This is a genomic window from Dyadobacter sp. HNCC25DJ187 (assembly GCF_056895255.1).
Genome location: NZ_JBXHAT010000001.1, coordinates 838,397 through 856,115 on the forward strand (window position 1 = coordinate 838,397; position 17,719 = coordinate 856,115).

13 protein-coding genes are annotated in these 17,719 nt (G+C 41.5%); 9 read left to right on the forward strand and 4 right to left on the reverse strand.

Annotated elements, in window-relative coordinates:
• The first annotated feature begins 56 nt into the window (after window positions 1-56).
• The 7 genes from rplT (at window position 57) to AC1XUE_RS03405 (ending at window position 10,512) form a co-directional block, all read left to right on the forward strand.
• Window positions 57-401: a 50S ribosomal protein L20 gene (rplT, locus tag AC1XUE_RS03375; protein WP_483354518.1), complete on the forward strand. Its 345-nt coding sequence runs from the start codon at window positions 57-59 to the stop codon at window positions 399-401.
• A gap of 99 nt (window positions 402-500) precedes the next feature.
• Window positions 501-1,118, forward strand: a complete 618-nt coding sequence (locus tag AC1XUE_RS03380) for a hypothetical protein (RefSeq protein WP_483354519.1) — start codon at window positions 501-503, stop codon at window positions 1,116-1,118.
• A 188-nt stretch (window positions 1,119-1,306) separates the two neighbouring features.
• On the forward strand, window positions 1,307-3,826 hold the full coding sequence (locus tag AC1XUE_RS03385; protein ID WP_483354520.1) for a phosphocholine-specific phospholipase C: 2,520 nt from the start codon (window positions 1,307-1,309) through the stop codon (window positions 3,824-3,826).
• A gap of 265 nt (window positions 3,827-4,091) precedes the next feature.
• A complete protein-coding gene (gene dnaK, locus AC1XUE_RS03390; protein WP_483354521.1) occupies window positions 4,092-5,999 on the forward strand; it encodes a molecular chaperone DnaK in 1,908 nt (635 codons plus the stop codon).
• A 184-nt stretch (window positions 6,000-6,183) separates the two neighbouring features.
• Window positions 6,184-6,396, forward strand: a complete 213-nt coding sequence (locus tag AC1XUE_RS03395) for a hypothetical protein (RefSeq protein ID WP_483354522.1) — start codon at window positions 6,184-6,186, stop codon at window positions 6,394-6,396.
• Complete coding sequence (locus tag AC1XUE_RS03400; RefSeq protein ID WP_483354523.1) at window positions 6,393-7,220, forward strand: SDR family oxidoreductase; 828 nt, start codon at window positions 6,393-6,395, stop codon at window positions 7,218-7,220. Before AC1XUE_RS03395 ends, AC1XUE_RS03400 begins: the two co-directional genes overlap by 4 nt.
• A 352-nt stretch (window positions 7,221-7,572) precedes the next feature.
• Window positions 7,573-10,512 carry a ligand-binding sensor domain-containing protein gene (locus AC1XUE_RS03405; RefSeq protein WP_483354524.1) on the forward strand — a complete coding sequence of 980 codons (2,940 nt, stop codon included), beginning with the start codon at window positions 7,573-7,575 and terminating at the stop codon, window positions 10,510-10,512.
• On the opposite strand, the gene AC1XUE_RS03410 is transcribed toward AC1XUE_RS03405, so the two are convergent.
• Entirely contained in the window at window positions 10,509-11,159 is a 651-nt protein-coding gene (locus AC1XUE_RS03410; protein ID WP_483354525.1) for a response regulator, read from the reverse strand. The two genes, AC1XUE_RS03405 and AC1XUE_RS03410, sit on opposite strands and share 4 nt — an antisense overlap.
• Window positions 11,160-11,302: 143 nt before the next feature.
• On the opposite strand from AC1XUE_RS03410, the gene AC1XUE_RS03415 reads away from it, so the two are divergent.
• Window positions 11,303-11,677, forward strand: coding sequence for a VanZ family protein (locus AC1XUE_RS03415; protein WP_483354526.1), 375 nt, complete (start codon window positions 11,303-11,305; stop codon window positions 11,675-11,677).
• Here AC1XUE_RS03415 and pgi read toward each other — a convergent pair.
• From pgi to AC1XUE_RS03430, 3 genes are all read right to left on the reverse strand, one after another.
• Window positions 11,656-13,305 carry a glucose-6-phosphate isomerase gene (gene pgi, locus AC1XUE_RS03420; protein ID WP_483355992.1) on the reverse strand — a complete coding sequence of 550 codons (1,650 nt, stop codon included), beginning with the start codon at window positions 13,303-13,305 and terminating at the stop codon, window positions 11,656-11,658. The genes AC1XUE_RS03415 and pgi overlap by 22 nt on opposite strands.
• A gap of 109 nt (window positions 13,306-13,414) precedes the next feature.
• A complete protein-coding gene (locus AC1XUE_RS03425) occupies window positions 13,415-14,257 on the reverse strand; it encodes a sugar phosphate isomerase/epimerase family protein (protein WP_483354527.1) in 843 nt (280 codons plus the stop codon).
• A 92-nt stretch (window positions 14,258-14,349) separates the two neighbouring features.
• Window positions 14,350-15,552: a heparan-alpha-glucosaminide N-acetyltransferase domain-containing protein gene (locus tag AC1XUE_RS03430; RefSeq protein ID WP_483354528.1), complete on the reverse strand. Its 1,203-nt coding sequence runs from the start codon at window positions 15,550-15,552 to the stop codon at window positions 14,350-14,352.
• Between the two features lie 297 nt (window positions 15,553-15,849).
• Between AC1XUE_RS03430 and AC1XUE_RS03435 the strand changes: the two genes are divergently transcribed.
• A complete protein-coding gene (locus AC1XUE_RS03435) occupies window positions 15,850-17,664 on the forward strand; it encodes a glycogen/starch synthase (protein WP_483354529.1) in 1,815 nt (604 codons plus the stop codon).
• The last annotated feature ends 55 nt before the right edge of the window (window positions 17,665-17,719 follow it).

A 17,719-nucleotide genomic window follows, 5' to 3' on the forward strand; every position in this document is an offset into this window, starting at 1 on the left:
CCGATAGCAGGCTTTAAAGTCTCAACAGAGCGCCGGCCATCAAAAACAGTTAAATTATGCCACGTTCAGTGAACCACGTTGCGTCGCGTGCAAGACGTAAGAAAGTATTAAAATTAGCGAAAGGCTATTTCGGCCGTCGCAAAAATGTATGGACCGTTGCCAAGAATGCCGTAGAACGCGGTTTGGCTTACGCATACAAAGGCCGTAAGCAGAAAAAGCGTAACTTCCGTGCTTTGTGGATTCAGCGTATTAATGCTGGTGCACGTCTTCACGGTTTGTCTTACTCCGCTCTGATGGGCAAACTTAATTCTTCAGGAATTGAGCTTAACAGGAAAGTACTAGCCGATTTGGCAATGAACCATCCGGACGCATTTAAGGCGATCGTTGATCAGGTAAAATAAAACAGCATCCCGCTTCGGCGGGATTTTTTTTGCGCTTTGGTTTCGTTACTTTTACTATATCCATTAGTCTTAAAGCAATTGTAACAAAACGATACTTCAATGTTAGACCAACTTTTAGGGCTCATAAAAGAAAACTCACAACAGGCTATTGTACAAAATCCTGAAGTTCCTGATTCTCAGAATACCGAGGTAATGCAGACATTGCTGGGCTCAATTACCGGAGGATTACAGCAACAGGCACAGGCAGGTAACATACAAGGGTTGATGGGATTACTTTCTGGCAATAGCGGTTCAACTGCAGGCGGTTTAATGAATAATCCTATTGTTGCATCTATTGCTTCTAATGCGATCAATGCAATTGTACAAAAGTTCGGGTTGAGTAATAGCACAGCCGGAGGTATAGTATCTTCTGTTCTTCCTGGTGTCATTGGCAGCCTGATCAGCAAAGTGAGCAATCCGAAGGATTCAAGTTTTGACTTCAATAGTGTTTTAGGGGGTTTGCTTGGAGGTAATCAAAATCAATCAGGCTCATCCGGCTTTGATTTTAACCAAATTGGAGGTGCTCTTGCAGATGGAAAATTGGATATGAATGACCTTATCCGCGTAGGCGGCAGCTTGATGGGAAAAGAAGCTAAAAAAGGTGATGAACCAGACAAGCAAAAGCAAGACGGTGTCGATCTCGGAGGTTTGTTGGGTGGATTGTTTGGAGGAAAATAGAAGTAATTTTGATTTTGATATATTAAAAAGGGTCGTTGCAAAGAATTGCAGCGGCCCTTTTTTGAGTAAATCTCATTGTAAAGAGATCTTTATCCTCTACAAGAAGATCATTTAACAATCACGTAAAATAGCCGATAGTACATTTGCCTTTAAGAAATGTATTGTCTAGACTAAGATTATTTTTGACCATGGAATCCAGAAGAGATTTTATAAAAAAAGCAGCACTACTAACGGGAAGTGCCGGCTTATTCAGTGCTCTGCCCCTATCTATTCAAAAAGCACTCGCCATAAACCCCGCACCAGGATCTACGTATCTGGACGCAGAGCACGTGGTCATACTCATGCAGGAAAACCGGTCTTTCGATCACAGTTACGGTTCTCTCAGAGGTGTCCGCGGCTTCAATGATCCAAGGGCAATCCGACTTCCCAATCATAATCGTGTATGGCTGCAGACAAATGCTTTTGGTGATACCTACGTTCCATTTCGACTAAATATAAAGGAGTCTAATGCGACCTGGATGGGTTCATTGCCCCACTCCTGGACTAACCAGGTCGATGCCAGAAATAACGGCAGGTATGACAAATGGCTTATAGCAAAACAGGCAGGTCATAAGGATTACAAAAAGATGCCACTTACCCAGGGTTTTTACACCAGGGAAGACATCCCATTCTACTATTCCCTTGCAGATGCATTTACCGTTTGCGACCAGAATTTCTGCTCGTCTTTAACCGGAACAACTCCCAACAGATTATACCTATGGACCGGTACACTCAGGGAGAAACCAGACACCAACTCGTATGCAAATGTTAGAAACGAAAATGTAACAGATGATCGTGAGGCTAACTGGAAAACATTCCCGGAACGGCTTGAAGAAAATAATGTTTCCTGGCGTATTTACCAGAATGAACTCAGCATAGACACTGGTTTAAAGGGAGAGGAAGATTCATGGCTCAGTAACTTCACAGACAATCCTATTGAATGGTTCAGTCAGTACCAGGTACGCTTTCATACTGGTTATCAAACCCACCTCAAGAAAAGAATTGAGGAATTGCCGGCTGAGATTGCTAAAATTGAGAATAAATTGAAGTCATTATCGGGAGAAGAAGCAGAAAAATCAAGAAAAAGTATTGCAGATAAAAAGGACTCGCTGAAACTGGCACAGGAAGAAGTGATCAGATGGAGCCCTGAAAACTTCGAGAAACTTTCTCAGGCACAGAAAAACATTCACCAAAAAGCATTCACAACCAATACAGGAGATCCGGATTACAGAGAAATAACAACTGTCTCCTACAACGATGGAGACATTATTCATGAAGCGAAAGCACCACAGGGTGACGTTCTGTATCAGTTCAGAGCGGATGTAAAAGCGGATAAATTACCAACAGTATCCTGGTTGGTGGCACCGGAGAATTTCTCAGACCATCCTACTGCTCCATGGTACGGTGCATGGTATGTTTCCGAAGCCATGGATATTCTGACGCAAAACCCTGAAATTTGGAAAAAGACGATATTCATTCTTTGCTATGATGAAAATGATGGCTACTTCGACCATGTCCCCCCGTATGTAGTCCCAGATCCGTATAAGCAAAATTCTGGTAAAACATCCGAAGGCATAGATACTAAAACAGAGTTCGTCACACTTGAACAGGATATGAAGAAAAAGGCAAAAAAAGACTCCCGTGAAAGTCCTATCGGGCTGGGATATCGGGTTCCTCTTGTCATCGCATCACCCTGGAATCGTGGCGGGAACGTTTGCTCCGAAGTTTTTGATCATACTTCTATTCTTCAGTTTTTAGAAAAGTTTGTAAGCCATAAATCTGGAAAATACATCAAGGAAACTAATATCAGTGAATGGCGTAGGACGATCTGCGGAGATCTGACCTCCTCGTTCAAACCTTACGACGGCGCGGAAATACCTCTCCCCAAATTTGTAGAACGAACCGAATTCATGGAAAGCATTTACAACGCTAAGTTCAAAAAGCTTCCTAATGATTACAAAGCACTGACCGAAACTGAAATTGCTCAAATCAATCAGGATCCTTTTTCTTCCTCTGTGATGCCGCATCAGGAAAAAGGAACACGTCCTGCAACTGCTATACCTTACGAACTATATGCGTCAGGTGGCCTGAACTCTGCCAAAAGTGCATTTGAAATTAAATTACATGTCGGAAATGGCATATTCGGTAAGGCATCGGCAGGTTCTCCTTTTATGATTTATGCATACGGTATGAAAGAAGAAAAAGTACTTGTCAGGAATTACGCGGTTAAAGCAGGAGATACCCTATCGGACTCCTGGAATCTGATTGACTTTGAAAACGGAAGATTTCATCTCGTGGTATATGGTCCTAACGGATTCATGAGAGAGTTTGCCGGAGATCATTCAGATACCAGGATTAAATTATCTGCTGAATACCAATTAGATAAAAATAAAAAAGCAACCGGAAATCTGGTGATTAAATCCACCAATGTATCGTCAAAGCCTGTAAAAATTCAGATCTCTGATAATGCCTATAAAGCTGGTCAACAGTCAAAAACCATCACTGCTGGTCACAGTGCTTCTATTTTAATAAACCTGGAGAAAAACTTTAACTGGTACGACTTCACTGTCAGTACAGAAGGTGATGACAAAAACACATTTCGCTTCGCCGGCCATGTGGAAACAGGAAAAGAGAGTCAGAGTGATCCATATATGGGTCAAACCATCTGATCATCAGAATATTAATTATAAATAAAAGCGTTTTATCAGGTTGAATTTTATCGCTCTAACGTAGCTCAAATATTTAATTTGCTCTGACAGAAATCCACATCCTGGCAATTTTTATCCTTTTCGCGTATATGACAGTTTGTCATATATAAATGATTAACAAAGTTGTGGTACGAGCTTTTTAGCAAACTCTTCGAAAGTCGGATAGCAAATAGCGAATCGGACGCAAGTGGAGAATCAAAATCATAACATAACTTATAAATAAAAAATGGGAAAAATTATTGGCATAGACTTAGGAACTACGAACTCTTGTGTAGCTGTGATGGAAGGTAATGAACCTGTCGTGATAGCAAATAGCGAAGGTGCTCGTACTACGCCGTCCGTAGTTGCCTTTATGGATAACGGCGAACGTAAGATAGGTGCGCCTGCAAAACGTCAGGCAATCACCAATCCCAAACATACAATTAGCTCCATCAAACGTTTCATGGGCAAAAAGTATGACGACGTTAATAGTGAAATGCAAACTGTTGCATACACTGTAGAAAAAGGACCGAACAACACTCCTCGTATTCCAATCGGAGATCGTTTATATACACCACAAGAAGTTTCAGCATTCATTTTGCAAAAAATGAGACAAACTGCCGAAGATTATCTTGGACAGGAAGTAACTGAAGCTGTTATTACGGTACCTGCTTATTTCAATGATGCAGAACGTCAGGCTACGAAAGAAGCTGGTCAGATTGCAGGTCTTGATGTAAAACGTATCATCAACGAACCAACCGCTGCTGCCCTGGCTTACGGCCTTGACAAGCAACACATAGATATGAAAATCGCTGTGTTTGACTTAGGTGGGGGTACATTTGACATCTCCATTCTTGAATTGGGTGATGGCGTATTTGAGGTAAAGTCTACAGATGGGGATACACACCTTGGTGGCGATGACTTTGACCAGGTGATTATCAACTGGCTTGCCGACGAATTTAAAACCGATGAGGGTGTTGATCTTAGAAAAGATCCAATGGCTTTGCAACGTTTGAAAGAAGCTGCTGAAAAAGCAAAAGTTGAACTTTCAAGCTCGACTCAAACTGAAATTAACCTGCCATACATATTCCCTGTTGATGGTATTCCAAAGCACCTTGTTCGTACTTTGACAAAAGCGAAATTCGAACAATTGGCAGACAGCTTGTTCCTGCGTATGATGGAACCTTGCAAAAGAGCCATGAAAAATGCTGGATATTCTAACAGCGACATTAGCGAGATTATTCTTGTGGGTGGTTCAACACGTATTCCACGTGTACAGGAAGAAGTTGAAAAATTCTTCGGAAAAAAACCTTCAAAGGGTGTTAACCCAGATGAAGCGGTTGCAGTTGGTGCAGCTATTCAGGGTGGTGTTTTAACCGGTGAAGTAAAAGATGTACTTCTTTTGGATGTAATTCCTCTTTCATTAGGTATTGAAACACTTGGTGGTGTCTCAACCAAATTGATTGAAGCGAATACAACTATTCCTTCTAAAAAAACGGAGACATTCTCAACTGCAGCGGATAACCAACCATCTGTTGAGATCCATATCCTGCAAGGTGAGCGCCCAATGGCAAATCAGAACCGTACTTTGGGTCGTTTCCATTTGTCCGACATTCCACCGGCGCAACGTGGTACTCCTCAGATTGAAGTTACATTTGATGTTGATGCGAACGGTATCCTTCACGTATCTGCAAAAGATAAGGGAACCGGAAAAGAGCAAAAAATCAGAATTGAAGCTTCCAGTGGATTGACAGACGCAGAAATCAACCGTATGCGTGAGGAAGCAAAAGCTAACGAAGCAGCAGACAAAGCTGAACGTGAAAAAATAGATAAAATTAACGCAGCTGATGGTCTTATCTTCTCGACTGAGAAGCAGCTAAAAGAATTCGGTGATAAACTTTCAGAAGGAAACAAGTCTTCAATAGAAGGTGCACTAATGGAACTGAAAGCAGCGCATTCGACTCAGGATATCGCCGGTATTGATGCTGCGATGGAAAAACTGAATGCAGCATGGCAGGCATCCAGCCAGGAAATGTACGCACAGGGAGGTGAAGGTCAGCAAGGACCTGCAGGTAACCCTCAGGGTAATCCGACAGGTAATGAAGGAGCCGGTGCAGAAGATGTTACAGATGTTAACTTCGAAGAAGTTAAATAAGGGAAATCATCTAGAAAAAATCCCTGTCTAATTTTAGATGGGGATTTTTTTTACCCGCCAGTGGCAAAATGGATACATTTTTATTGACAATGGACCTCATATTGAAAGCTTTACACTGGCATCAATTTTTTAAACTCAAAGAAAATCAACACTTCAAAAACTCCAAATTTTAACAGCTCATTGTATGGACGCAAAATTAGCATTACCTGAATTGATGTATCTAACCCCTACTACAAGGGAAAAAGCAGTATCCATTGCTCAGGAATTACTCAGGACAAGCAACATTTCTCCAAGAGATGCTGTTTCGAAAGCTATTCTTATCGCCAGAAACTGGGCCGTTAAAAATGTTAACAGGAGAGTTTGGAAAAAACTTAAATCCATAGAGGAAATAATATGAGTGATTCATTTTTGAGATTAAAAGACCAGGTTGCTATTGTAACCGGATCCAGCTCCGGAATAGGGCGCGCATGCGCTATTCATCTTGCCAGTCTTGGAGCCAAAGTCGTTGTCAACTATTCATCCAATGCGGAAGAGGGCAGAAAGACGATGGAGGAAATTGAAAAAATTGGCGGAAAGGCTATACTGGTAAAGGCAGATGTAAGCCACGAAGAGGAAGTAAAAGCCTTATTTAATAAGACCATAAACGAATTCGGAAAGCTCGACATTCTGATTAGCAATGCAGGTCTTCAAAAGGATGCTTCCTTTTTGGATATGACATTGGAAGAGTGGCAAAAGGTGATTGACGTAAACCTGACTGGTCAGTTTTTATGTTGCCGCGAAGCAGCCCGACAGTTTGTTGCACAGGAGAAAAGCAAAGCTGACGTATTGGATCACAGCGAGCTTGCTATTGGTAAAATTGTCTTGATGAGTTCAGTACATGATATTATACCATGGGGCGGACATGTGAACTATGCAGCATCTAAGGGAGGTGTCATGATGTTTATGAAATCCATATCTCAGGAGCTGGCTCCACATAAAATTCGTGTAAATTCTGTGAGCCCTGGTGCGATCAAAACCACTATAAATAAAGAGGTTTGGTCAGATCCTGAAAAATACAAAAGCCTGTTGCAACTGATTCCTTATAAACGGATTGGTACGCCTCAGGATGTTGCGAAAGCCGTAGCATGGCTGTCTTCTGATGAATCGGATTATGTAAACGGAGAAACATTATATATTGATGGCGGGATGACTTTATATCCTGAGTTTGCGGACAATGGATGACATCAAACAAGATTATAAATTTCAAACGCGTCAGGTTTAACCAGACGCGTTTTTTTATTGCTTATGCTGATTGTTAATTCTATCCGTCTCCCTTATCACATGCTAGTAATAAGGGAGCGGATTGAGAGGAGGGTTTTCAAAGTTGTAAGTGATAATGGTGTGTATACCGCTTATTTTTTGAATACTCAAATGTCCGTATTTTTTGTAAAAGGTTTTATCATGGTAAACCATGAAATTGATTACAAAAAGCCATGATATTGATGATACGAACTAGGATAATACTGCTTTCAGAGAGATATTTATACTAATCTTACGAATTCTACAACGGATTTGAGATTAAGAATCAAACTGCATGCGTATCATATATGTAACCATAATTCTCTTTGTTCTTTCAGCTGGAAAGCTTCCAGCTCAGGGAACTCTTAGGTTCCGACACGTAGGAATTGAGGATGGTCTGTCGCAAGGTTCGGTGTACCACATGCTCAAAGATTCCAAAGGTTATCTTTGGATGTCGTCACAAGATGGGGTCAATAAATTTAATGGCAAGAATTTTGAAGTATATTTATCCGGAACATCCGGAGAATCCACCAATGTACAAGGTATAGCGGAAGACAAGGACCGTCAGATCTGGATCGGTTCGCACAAAGGCATCTTTAAATACGATAGAAGCAGAGACAAGTTCTCACAGGTTGCTCTTTCCAGAGTAATTTTAACAGGATCAATACATGTCTTCGCAGACAGAGCGAAAAGTATTTATCTGCTGACCGAGGAAGGACTATTCTTTTTACACAAGGATAAAATAAAGCGCCTGACCAATCAATTATCCTATAACAGATCTCAGTTTAATAATTTCATTACCACTACTCCGGACGGAGACATCTGGCTACTTAATCCTGGACAAGGGATAAGTCGCTACTCCGTTCAATCTAACAAAATAACAAAGTATTTCTGCAGTCCGACCGATATTTTAAATTCTGAATTTTCCTGTATCAATTCGGATAGTAAAGGGAATATATGGCTTGGCGGAAAACAAAAGCTGATGTATCTGGACTACAGGACTAACAGTGTGAAGTCATACAACAAACAATGGCAGGACAAGCAAATCAACTTTTCAGATATTGCTGAAGACCTCACCGGAAAACTATGGTTAGCTACAGAAAAAACAGGTATCATCATTTTTGATCCTGAAAAAGACAAAATTGTTGAGCATATTCAACATGAAGATGACATTACAAATAGTCTCAAGTTTAATGAAGTAAGTGAGATTTTTATTGATGAGAATAATGATGTGTTTGCCAATACAGATCCACAAGGCATTGACATTATAACAAGTGTTCCCTCGGCATTCTCCTGCTACAGTTATGGAAAAAATAAAAACTATAATCTGAGTGGCTATTCTGTACGGGGTCTTGCTGAAGACAAAAACTCAGATATCTGGATCGGAACAGAGTTAGGTGGATTGAATAAATTAAACCCTTATACTGGTCTGATAAGACATTACACAACACAGGATGGCCTGCCTGACAATACCATACGTTATATATTACATGATTCGTCGGACAAAATATGGGTAGCGACGATGAACGGTTTTGCACTATACCTACCGGACTCTGAACGATTCCGTGACTTTGCATTACCTGTTTCCTGTGAGGTGAGTAATCTGCTTTCGCTTGATTCTGCCACACTGCTCTTAATCACATCCAAGGGAATTATACGCTTTGATACACAAAAGTTGCAATTCGAAAAAACAGACAAAAAGGAATTTGTAGGTGGTTATGCCTCCTATTTTGACAAAAAAACCCGATTAATATACGTGGCAAGCCGGTATCGGGGTGTTGAAGTTTTTCAGCTTTCCGATAACAAACTTACAGAGGTCAGAAAATTAATTACTGAATATCATGTACTCGATCTGCACCATTCGATAAATGATGATATTTTGTGGGCAGCAACTGATCATGGACTTGTAAAATTCGATCTGGCCAACAATAACATTCTCAAAACTTATCATGGAAAAGATGGCTTGCACCATGAATATATCTATTGCATTGAGCAGGACAAATCGGCAAACCTATGGCTCAGTACGAATCGCGGACTAACCAGATTTAATCCCGGAACTGAAAGATTCGAATTTATTAAGGAAATACCACCCCGTGAATACAATTCGCGTGCATCACTTGCCACAACGGCTGGTGATATTTATTTCGGAAGTACCAGAGGGCTTGATCGTATAAGACCAAGACTTCTTAGTTTGAGAAAAGACAAAGTAAATGCGCAGTTTACCGGACTGGTCCTTGACGGCACTGAAAACGGTGATAATTCAAAACAGATATCCGAGAATGATACAATACGACTCTCCTATTCAGATAACACTTTTACTTTGAAGTTCACAGCCAACGATTTTCGTAGCGCCGGTTTAAATCGTTTCCGGTATTTTATGAAGGGATATGATAAAGACACCATTTATGCAGGCACGCTTGATCAGGTACGTTATGCCCGCCTGCCGGCAGGTGATTACGAATTTCAGTTACAGGCATCCGACCTTGGCGGAAACTGGGTGTCAGCAGTGAAAAAATTATCAATCGTGATAGCACCACCCTTCTGGCAGACCTGGTGGTTTTTGCTGGTCATGATTGTTCTCCTTACCGGTGTTATCTTCCTTTCCATCAGGAATTACCTTAATCAAAAATTACTTGCCCAAAGGATAGAGTCCGAAAAGCGCATTTCGCTTGAACGCGAACGTGCGCGTATTGCCCGGGATATGAATGACAGCCTTGGTTCCGAGTTGTTTGGGTTGAAACTGTTAGGACAGGTTGCCATGCATCAATCTAACAAGGAAGATACCAATTCCTATTTACAACGTATTGTCGATACATCCAGAACCATTTCGGATCAGATCAGCGAGGTGATATGGATAACAGATTCTGAACAGGATAATGCAGAAAGCCTTTGGTCCTACATTAAAAAAAACGCCGATATCTATCTGCGTCCTTCAGGCGTGTCCTATCACTTTGCGGAGCTATGTGAAAATGATGTTACCACGATATCAGGGGAGCGACGTCATGAAATTCTTAACTTCCACAAATTACTATTTTCCGAAGTGACGAAGTCATTTAATCTTGGTAACTGTAACCTTTCTTTTAATATATCGCCCTCAGATCTCACGATTACGCTGGTTAATGCAGAATTTCCTGATCTCGACTTACCGCTTCTGCAGAGTCTCAAAAAACTAAGGGGTTCACTTTCCAGTGAGCCGGAGTACCTCTATGTCTTTAATATTCCACTTAAAGACTAATTAAGCAGATCGTGTTTAACAGCGAATAATACCATCCCGACAACACTTTTGGCACCTATTTTCTGCATAAGGTTTCTTCTGTGTGTCTCAACTGTAGGCACACTGATGAAAAGCTTCTCCGCTATTTCATTAGTAGACATTTCCCTGCCCACAAGTCTTAAAATTTCCAGTTCCCGTAAAGTGAGCTTGGCAAATGTTCCGGGCTTGGTTGTGAGATTTTCGTCTCTACCGACTGCAAGTTCTACTACAACTTCATCGCTGTAATAGCGACGGCCATCCAAGATCGTTTTGATGGCCAGTAAAAGCTCATCAGCATCTACCATTTTAAGAACATACCCATTCACTCCGGCCTTAATTGCTTCCCTTATCTGCTTCACGTCTTCCACCATGGTGAGCATCAGCACCTTGACACCAGGATCAAATTTACGTAGTTCAACACACAATTCAACACCTGAGAAACCAGGCATTCTCATATCCGTAATGACAATGTCTGCCCCGTTATCCTGATAATACCGAAGCGCCTGACGGCCATCCGTGTAAGCTTCTGCAATGGATAATCCTTCAAATGATGAGAGCAGTAGAGAAAGACTATCAAGTACTATCTGATGATCATCGACCAGAAGCACCCTTGATTTTTCATTGTTCATAATGCTGATAGAAGTATTTCAATTTTTGATAAAAAGAAGGGATGAGTTTTTAATCCACCAACGCTAATGATTCTTTAAATCAATGCTTGTAACGTTATGGGCTACTATATTTACAATTTCAAAAATTTATAATTATCATACCTATGCTCCACGCTTTTATCAAAATTTTCACTGAAACAAAAGGGATGGCCTGGTTATGGACGCTATGTATTCTTATAGCGTGCACCATTCCCGGCAAAAGCATCCCCTCAGCCCCTGTCATAGGATTTGATAAAGTCGTACATGCAGGTCTTTTCGGTGTGTGGATTGTGCTTTGGCTTCTTGCAACACGAGGTAATTCATTCAAATATGTCGCCGCCGGAATAGCCTATGGTGTGGCTCTTGAATTTTACCAACAGCTTCTGCCATTTGATCGCACGTTTGACTGGTGGGATGCACTGGCAGATGCTGTTGGTGTACTGATAGGGTATTATTTCAAAACGCTGATTATTGATCGTTATCTCCAGCGTTTATACTGATTGATCAAACCATTCGTAGAACTGTCATGACTAGTGACCGGCCAATCATTTTGTAGCTCAGGATAAATATTATTAGCGAGCTGTTTTCCAAGCTCTACCCCCCACTGGTCGAAACTGAAAATGTTCCAGATAATTCCCTGAACAAAGATTTTGTGCTCGTACATGGCAATCAGACTTCCCAACACCTTTGGCGTTATTTTCTTAACCAGAATTGAATTGGTCGGCTTGTTTCCTGTAAACACTTTAAACGGGGTTAAAAAATCAACCTCATCTTTTTTCTTTCCGGCTGCTTCCAGCTCATTTTTGGCTTGATCGTATGTTTTACCATTCATCAGCGCTTCTGTCTGTGCAAAGAAATTGGATAGCAACATTTTGTGGTGATCGCCAAGCGGATTATGGCTGGTCGCAGGTGCAATGAAGTCACAAGGAATCAACTTTGTTCCCTGGTGAATCAACTGATAAAATGCATGCTGGCCGTTAGTACCTGGCTCGCCCCAGATCACCGGGCCCGTCTGATAATTGACCGGCTGCCCGTCGCGACCCACATATTTGCCATTGCTTTCCATATCACCCTGCTGAAAATACGCCGCAAAGCGATGCATATATTGGTCGTATGGCAAAATCGCATGTGACTGCGCATTGAAGAAATTGTTATACCAAACTCCCAAAAGGGCCAGAATTACCGGAATATTACGCTCAAACTTGGTGGTACGGAAGTGTTTGTCCATATCATGAGCACCTGCAAGAAGCTGTTCAAAGTTCTGGAAACCTACAAAGCAGGCAATTGACAATCCAATCGCTGACCAAAGCGAATAACGACCTCCAACCCAATCCCAGAAACCAAACATATTTTCAGGATCTATCCCGAATTTTTCAACCTCTGTGCGGTTTGTAGATATGGCAACAAAATGCTTTTTTACCTGCTCCTGATCCTTTGCTTTTTCCAGAAACCAGTCACGTGCAGATATAGCATTTGCCATTGTTTCCTGCGTTGTGAAAGTTTTCGAAGCAATCATAAATAAGGTTGTCTCCGGATTGAGCGCTTTGATAGTCTCCGCAATATGCGTACCATCGACATTAGAAACGAAATGTACATTCAGTCCCTTTTTGCCGTAAGCTTTGAGGGCTTCCGTCACCATTACAGGACCAAGATCGCTTCCGCCTATACCAATATTGACAATATCAGTAATTTCTTTGCCTGTGTAGCCTTTCCAGTTGCCTGAACGAACACGGCCAGAAAAATCCTTCATCTTTTCAAGCACTTCGTTGATGTCCGGCATTACGTCCTTGCCATCCACTTCCACAGGTGTATTCGAACGGTTCCTTAAAGCCGTATGCAATACTGCCCTGCCTTCCGTGGCATTTATTTTACCACCCGAAAACATCTGTTCAATCGCGTCTGCCAGGCCAGACTCTTCAGCCAGCTGAACCAGGTATGACCGTGTGCGGGAGTTGATTCTGTTTTTTGAATAATCGAGAACAATATCACCCAGACGAATTGAGAATTTCTTGAAACGATCCGGATCTTCCTCAAATAAAGTCTTGATGTCTTTTTGAGAGATGGTCTTATGATGTGTTTTCAGCTTTTTGTAAGCCGCAGTCTTATCAAATGGCGTGGTGCTAAGCATCATTATTAAATGTTACGTTTCTAAAAGATCAAAAATAAATGGCAGCAGGGGGACTTTATACTACCCATTGCTACAAAAATAGGATATAACTGCACGCCAAACCACTTTTTTACGACTGGCTTGCTGCACAAACTCCTCTAAAATAACCCACGGACTCCGCTATACCTGCGAGCGGATCTTTCATATCCTTCTCATATTCAAGACTACACGAGCCTGTATACTTCACTTTTCTCAGCATTTTGACGAATGCAGGAATATTGATCACACCCCTTCCCAACTCGCATGTTGTACCGTCTTTCGTTGCAGCGGTAACATTTTTCAGGTGTATGTCGAATATTCGTTTGCTGTATTTGCCAAGATCCGCTACGGCATCCTGGTTGTCTCTTGTATCATGTCCCATATCAAAGCATATCCCCACTCTTGCATCCAGGTTTTTGATCAGATTATGAATGACCGTTGCGTTGGGGTACAGTTTATCTTCGGGACCATGATTATGAATTGCAAATCGGATGTTATGCTCTTTCACCTTCTGTTCGAGATAGGGCAGTTCCTCCGGATTTGGAATACCAACAATCAAATTAACACCTACCCTTTTGGCATAATCAAAAGCGTTATCAATCTCTGCTTTCGTTTTAACATAAATGGGACCTACAGCATATCCGGTTACGTTGGATTGCTTTAACCTTTCGTGAAAAGCAGCTATTTCTTCCGCTGTGCTTTTGAATGGCAAATGAAAATCTTTGATACACAAATAGCGAACATCCGTCTTCTTCATCATCGCCAATGCTTCATCCAGTTTAAAGTGCACGAAGCTATACCCTGCTGCACCCAGTTTAAATACATCTTCCCGCTTACCCTGGCCAATAGCGGTATTCACATTCATCATACTAACTGCGCTGCCAGCTGCAATAGTTGTCATTGTTTTTTTTACGAAATCGCGTCTTGAATTCATGTAAGGTGGGAGTTTAGGACATACTTATTTCTATTAAAGACGAATAGTTCGAGATTTACCACTTTCGGTCAGGTAAATAAAATCTGCTATACTTAAATCTTCAATTTAATACCCAGCCTATTGATAAGCCCCGTCAGGAGAATTATGGTTAATGAAAACAGCAATGATTTGATCAGACCAATCATCCCTGTCCGGAACACAATGGGCAGGCTTATATTGCATATGGTGATGATTGCATACCATAAATAAGGCAACAGATAACAAGTTAAGGTTGCCTCCCCTGCGGGCTTCAATACATTTGCCCATTTTTTTCGATTAAGAATTTCTACCAGCCAGAAAAAAAGTGCATACATCATAAAGCTTATCCCTGTACATATTCCCAACCAGGCAGGCGTTGCCCGGATTTTGGAAATGCCCCAGAATGGCCTTGTGCCAAATCCATACAACAAGCTCAGTATTCCCAGCAGGATAAGGATGAAGATAAAAATACGGGTATGTTCCTTATCGGAATTACGCTGAAACAGCACCGATGTGACTACTCCTGCCATCGTAAAAGCGGGTATAGCTCCACTTCCAACGATCCATACTGTACTACGTATATCTTCGAGTGAAGTCAACCAACCTGCAAAATCAGCCAGATTGAATAGTACCAGTATAAGCCAGGCAACAAAAAGGAGCGGCAGGCTTTGTTTTAAATACAGGTATATCAAAGAACAGATCAGATAAGACCAGCCGATTAAACCCAATATTCCCCACCAATGTGTTTCCATCCAGACAGGATTTTCATCAGGACCTCCCTGATATACAGCCGCCAACACACCCAATAGAATATAACCGGAGATTTTCAATCCTATATAAATATTACTGTTCCCGGGCCGCTTGGGATAGACATTCCATATCAGAAAAAAAGCGACAATGAGCAGGATTTCCCAAACATATTTGGGAATTAGCATTTGGTCAGCACGTATATTTTCAAAATTGACAAGAAATATCCCCATCAATAAAAGAGCAAATGTTCGTTCGCAGATGTGCTTTAACACTACCCAATTGCTATCACCCTTCGCCTTGCGATGATTGATAGCAAATGGTAGGGACAGCCCTACAATAAAAAGGAAAACCGGAAAAATGACGTCGGAGAAACCCATACCGTCTACCTCGGCCTCCGTGTGCATAAGCCATACCGGCACATCGGCAAGTGTCCAGAAGTCGTTTACAGAAATCATCAGAAACATCGTCACCGCTCTGAAAATATCGATGGATTCCAGCCGCATTGATTGTAATGTTAAAGTCTGCATAATGTTCGGTTTGGAAAAATTTATCCGTATTTACTGTTTTGAATTGATGATCATCTTACCTCAGTATTGAACTCCATCTGCATTTTATCTTGCCGACCATCATCACACCCAACAGACATAAAACTTCATAGCCGATTTTCTCAGTTTAAAGGTTCCATTTTCCTGTTTAAGCTCATCTCTTAAAGAGAAACTTTCTTTCGTGATTAAATTTAAGGTAAATATCCTATCCATCGATCAATCCTGGTGATCGGATATGCCTATTGTCATCTATTCATAATTACTGAACCCTTCCTGATATTGAAACCGGATACCACTCTTTTTGAGATTGCATGGGAAGTATGCAACCAGATCGGAGGAATATTCACATCTATTAAGTCCAAAATCCCGGTGATGATCGATACATATGGAGACGATTATCTGCTGATTGGGCCCCACCTTTCTGATCACCGAAAAACGGAGTTCAGACCTATTTTGAATCTGGATGAATCCCCACTTTGCAAAACGATTGCCAGGCTTCGGGAATCAGGCTTTGAAGTGCATTACGGATATTGGCTGCTCGATGGCGCACGGCCGAGAGTGCTGTTGTTCAACCCGGTACTTCAATTGCAACACCTGAACCTGGTAAAAGCACGGCTTTGGGAAAAATATCATCTTTCTACACTGAATTCCGATGAAATATTGGATCAGGTGGTTGGTTTCGGGGAAGTATTGAGGCTCTTTTTCTATGAATATTGTCATCATATCAACCCACAACAGGATGTCCTTGCGCATTTTCACGATTGGATGTCTGCCAGTTGTATTCCTGAACTGGCGGATGAGCAAATCCGTATCGCTACTCTATTTACCACTCATTCCACCTTACTCGGGCGTTACATTGCCCCGAATGAAAATAGCTACTTTACCGATTTTCAAAAATACGACTGGATGGAAAAAGCCAGTCAGTATGGGATTGAGACGCGCGCATTACTTGAGCGGACTATTGCGGGAAAAGCGCATGTTTTAACAGCCGTCAGTGAAACTGTTGGCCAGGAATGCGAGGTTTTTTTAGGCAGAAATCCTGACCAGGTTATTTTCAACGGGATGAATAGGAAAGCGGAGTTTCGACATGAACAGTTAGGATCATATACAGAAAACCGCGAAAAAATAAATGATTTTATTAAAGCCCTGTTTCTTCCAAGTTATCCCATTCAGACAGATAAAACACTGTGTTTTTTTACATCCGGGCGTTATGAATATAGAAACAAAGGATTTGATATAACGTTGGAAGCCATGGCAAGGCTTAATGGAAGGCTCATGAAAGAGCAATCCGACCTCACAATTATATTTTTTATCGTTTCCAAAAAACCATTTTACCACATCCGATCTGAGGTATTGGAAGCAAGACAAAAATACCATGACCTGAGAAAAATATGCGCACAGATCAGCCGGCATCTTGGACCTAAACTCTATGCGTCAGTTACAAATTCCGGTGGGCCTAAATTACCTGATCTGAATCATCTGATTGATGAAGAATTATTGTTAACATGGAAACAAGCTGTGCGGGATTTTAAAAGAAGTATGTTACCGCCTGTTACCATGCATCAGCTGGCTGAGGAAGATGAGATTACGCGTTTTTGTCAAATGGCAGGATTAGATAACAATGCAAGTAACAAAGTGAAAGTTGTCTATCATCCCGACTTCATCGAAAGAGCCAGGTCTTTATTTGGGATTGATTATCACGATTTTACGAAAGGATGTGATTTGGGAATTTTCCCATCTTTGTATGACCCATGGGGTTACAGTTCTATGGAAACTGCCATGGCCGGTACGCCGGTATTGGTAAGCGATACATCCGGGTTCGGCCAGTATATCTCAGCAATTATGCCCGATCATGAAGCAGAAGACATCTACCTGCTCAACCGCAGATATCAAACAGATGAGTCCGCCATCAATCAACTGACAGATCATCTTTATTCATTTGTAGAAACGTTCGCAAAGGAACATTTCATTTCCAGAGTAACACTACCAAAGTATGCAACAGACCCGCTTTGCTGGAAAAACATTCAATCTAGCTACCACGAAGCCTATCATCTGGCTTTTACCAGATTGTATCCATATACGGGACTCTATTGATGATACCTGATCTTGACCCGCTGGAGAAACAAAAAATGATCCAACGGGTCTATTC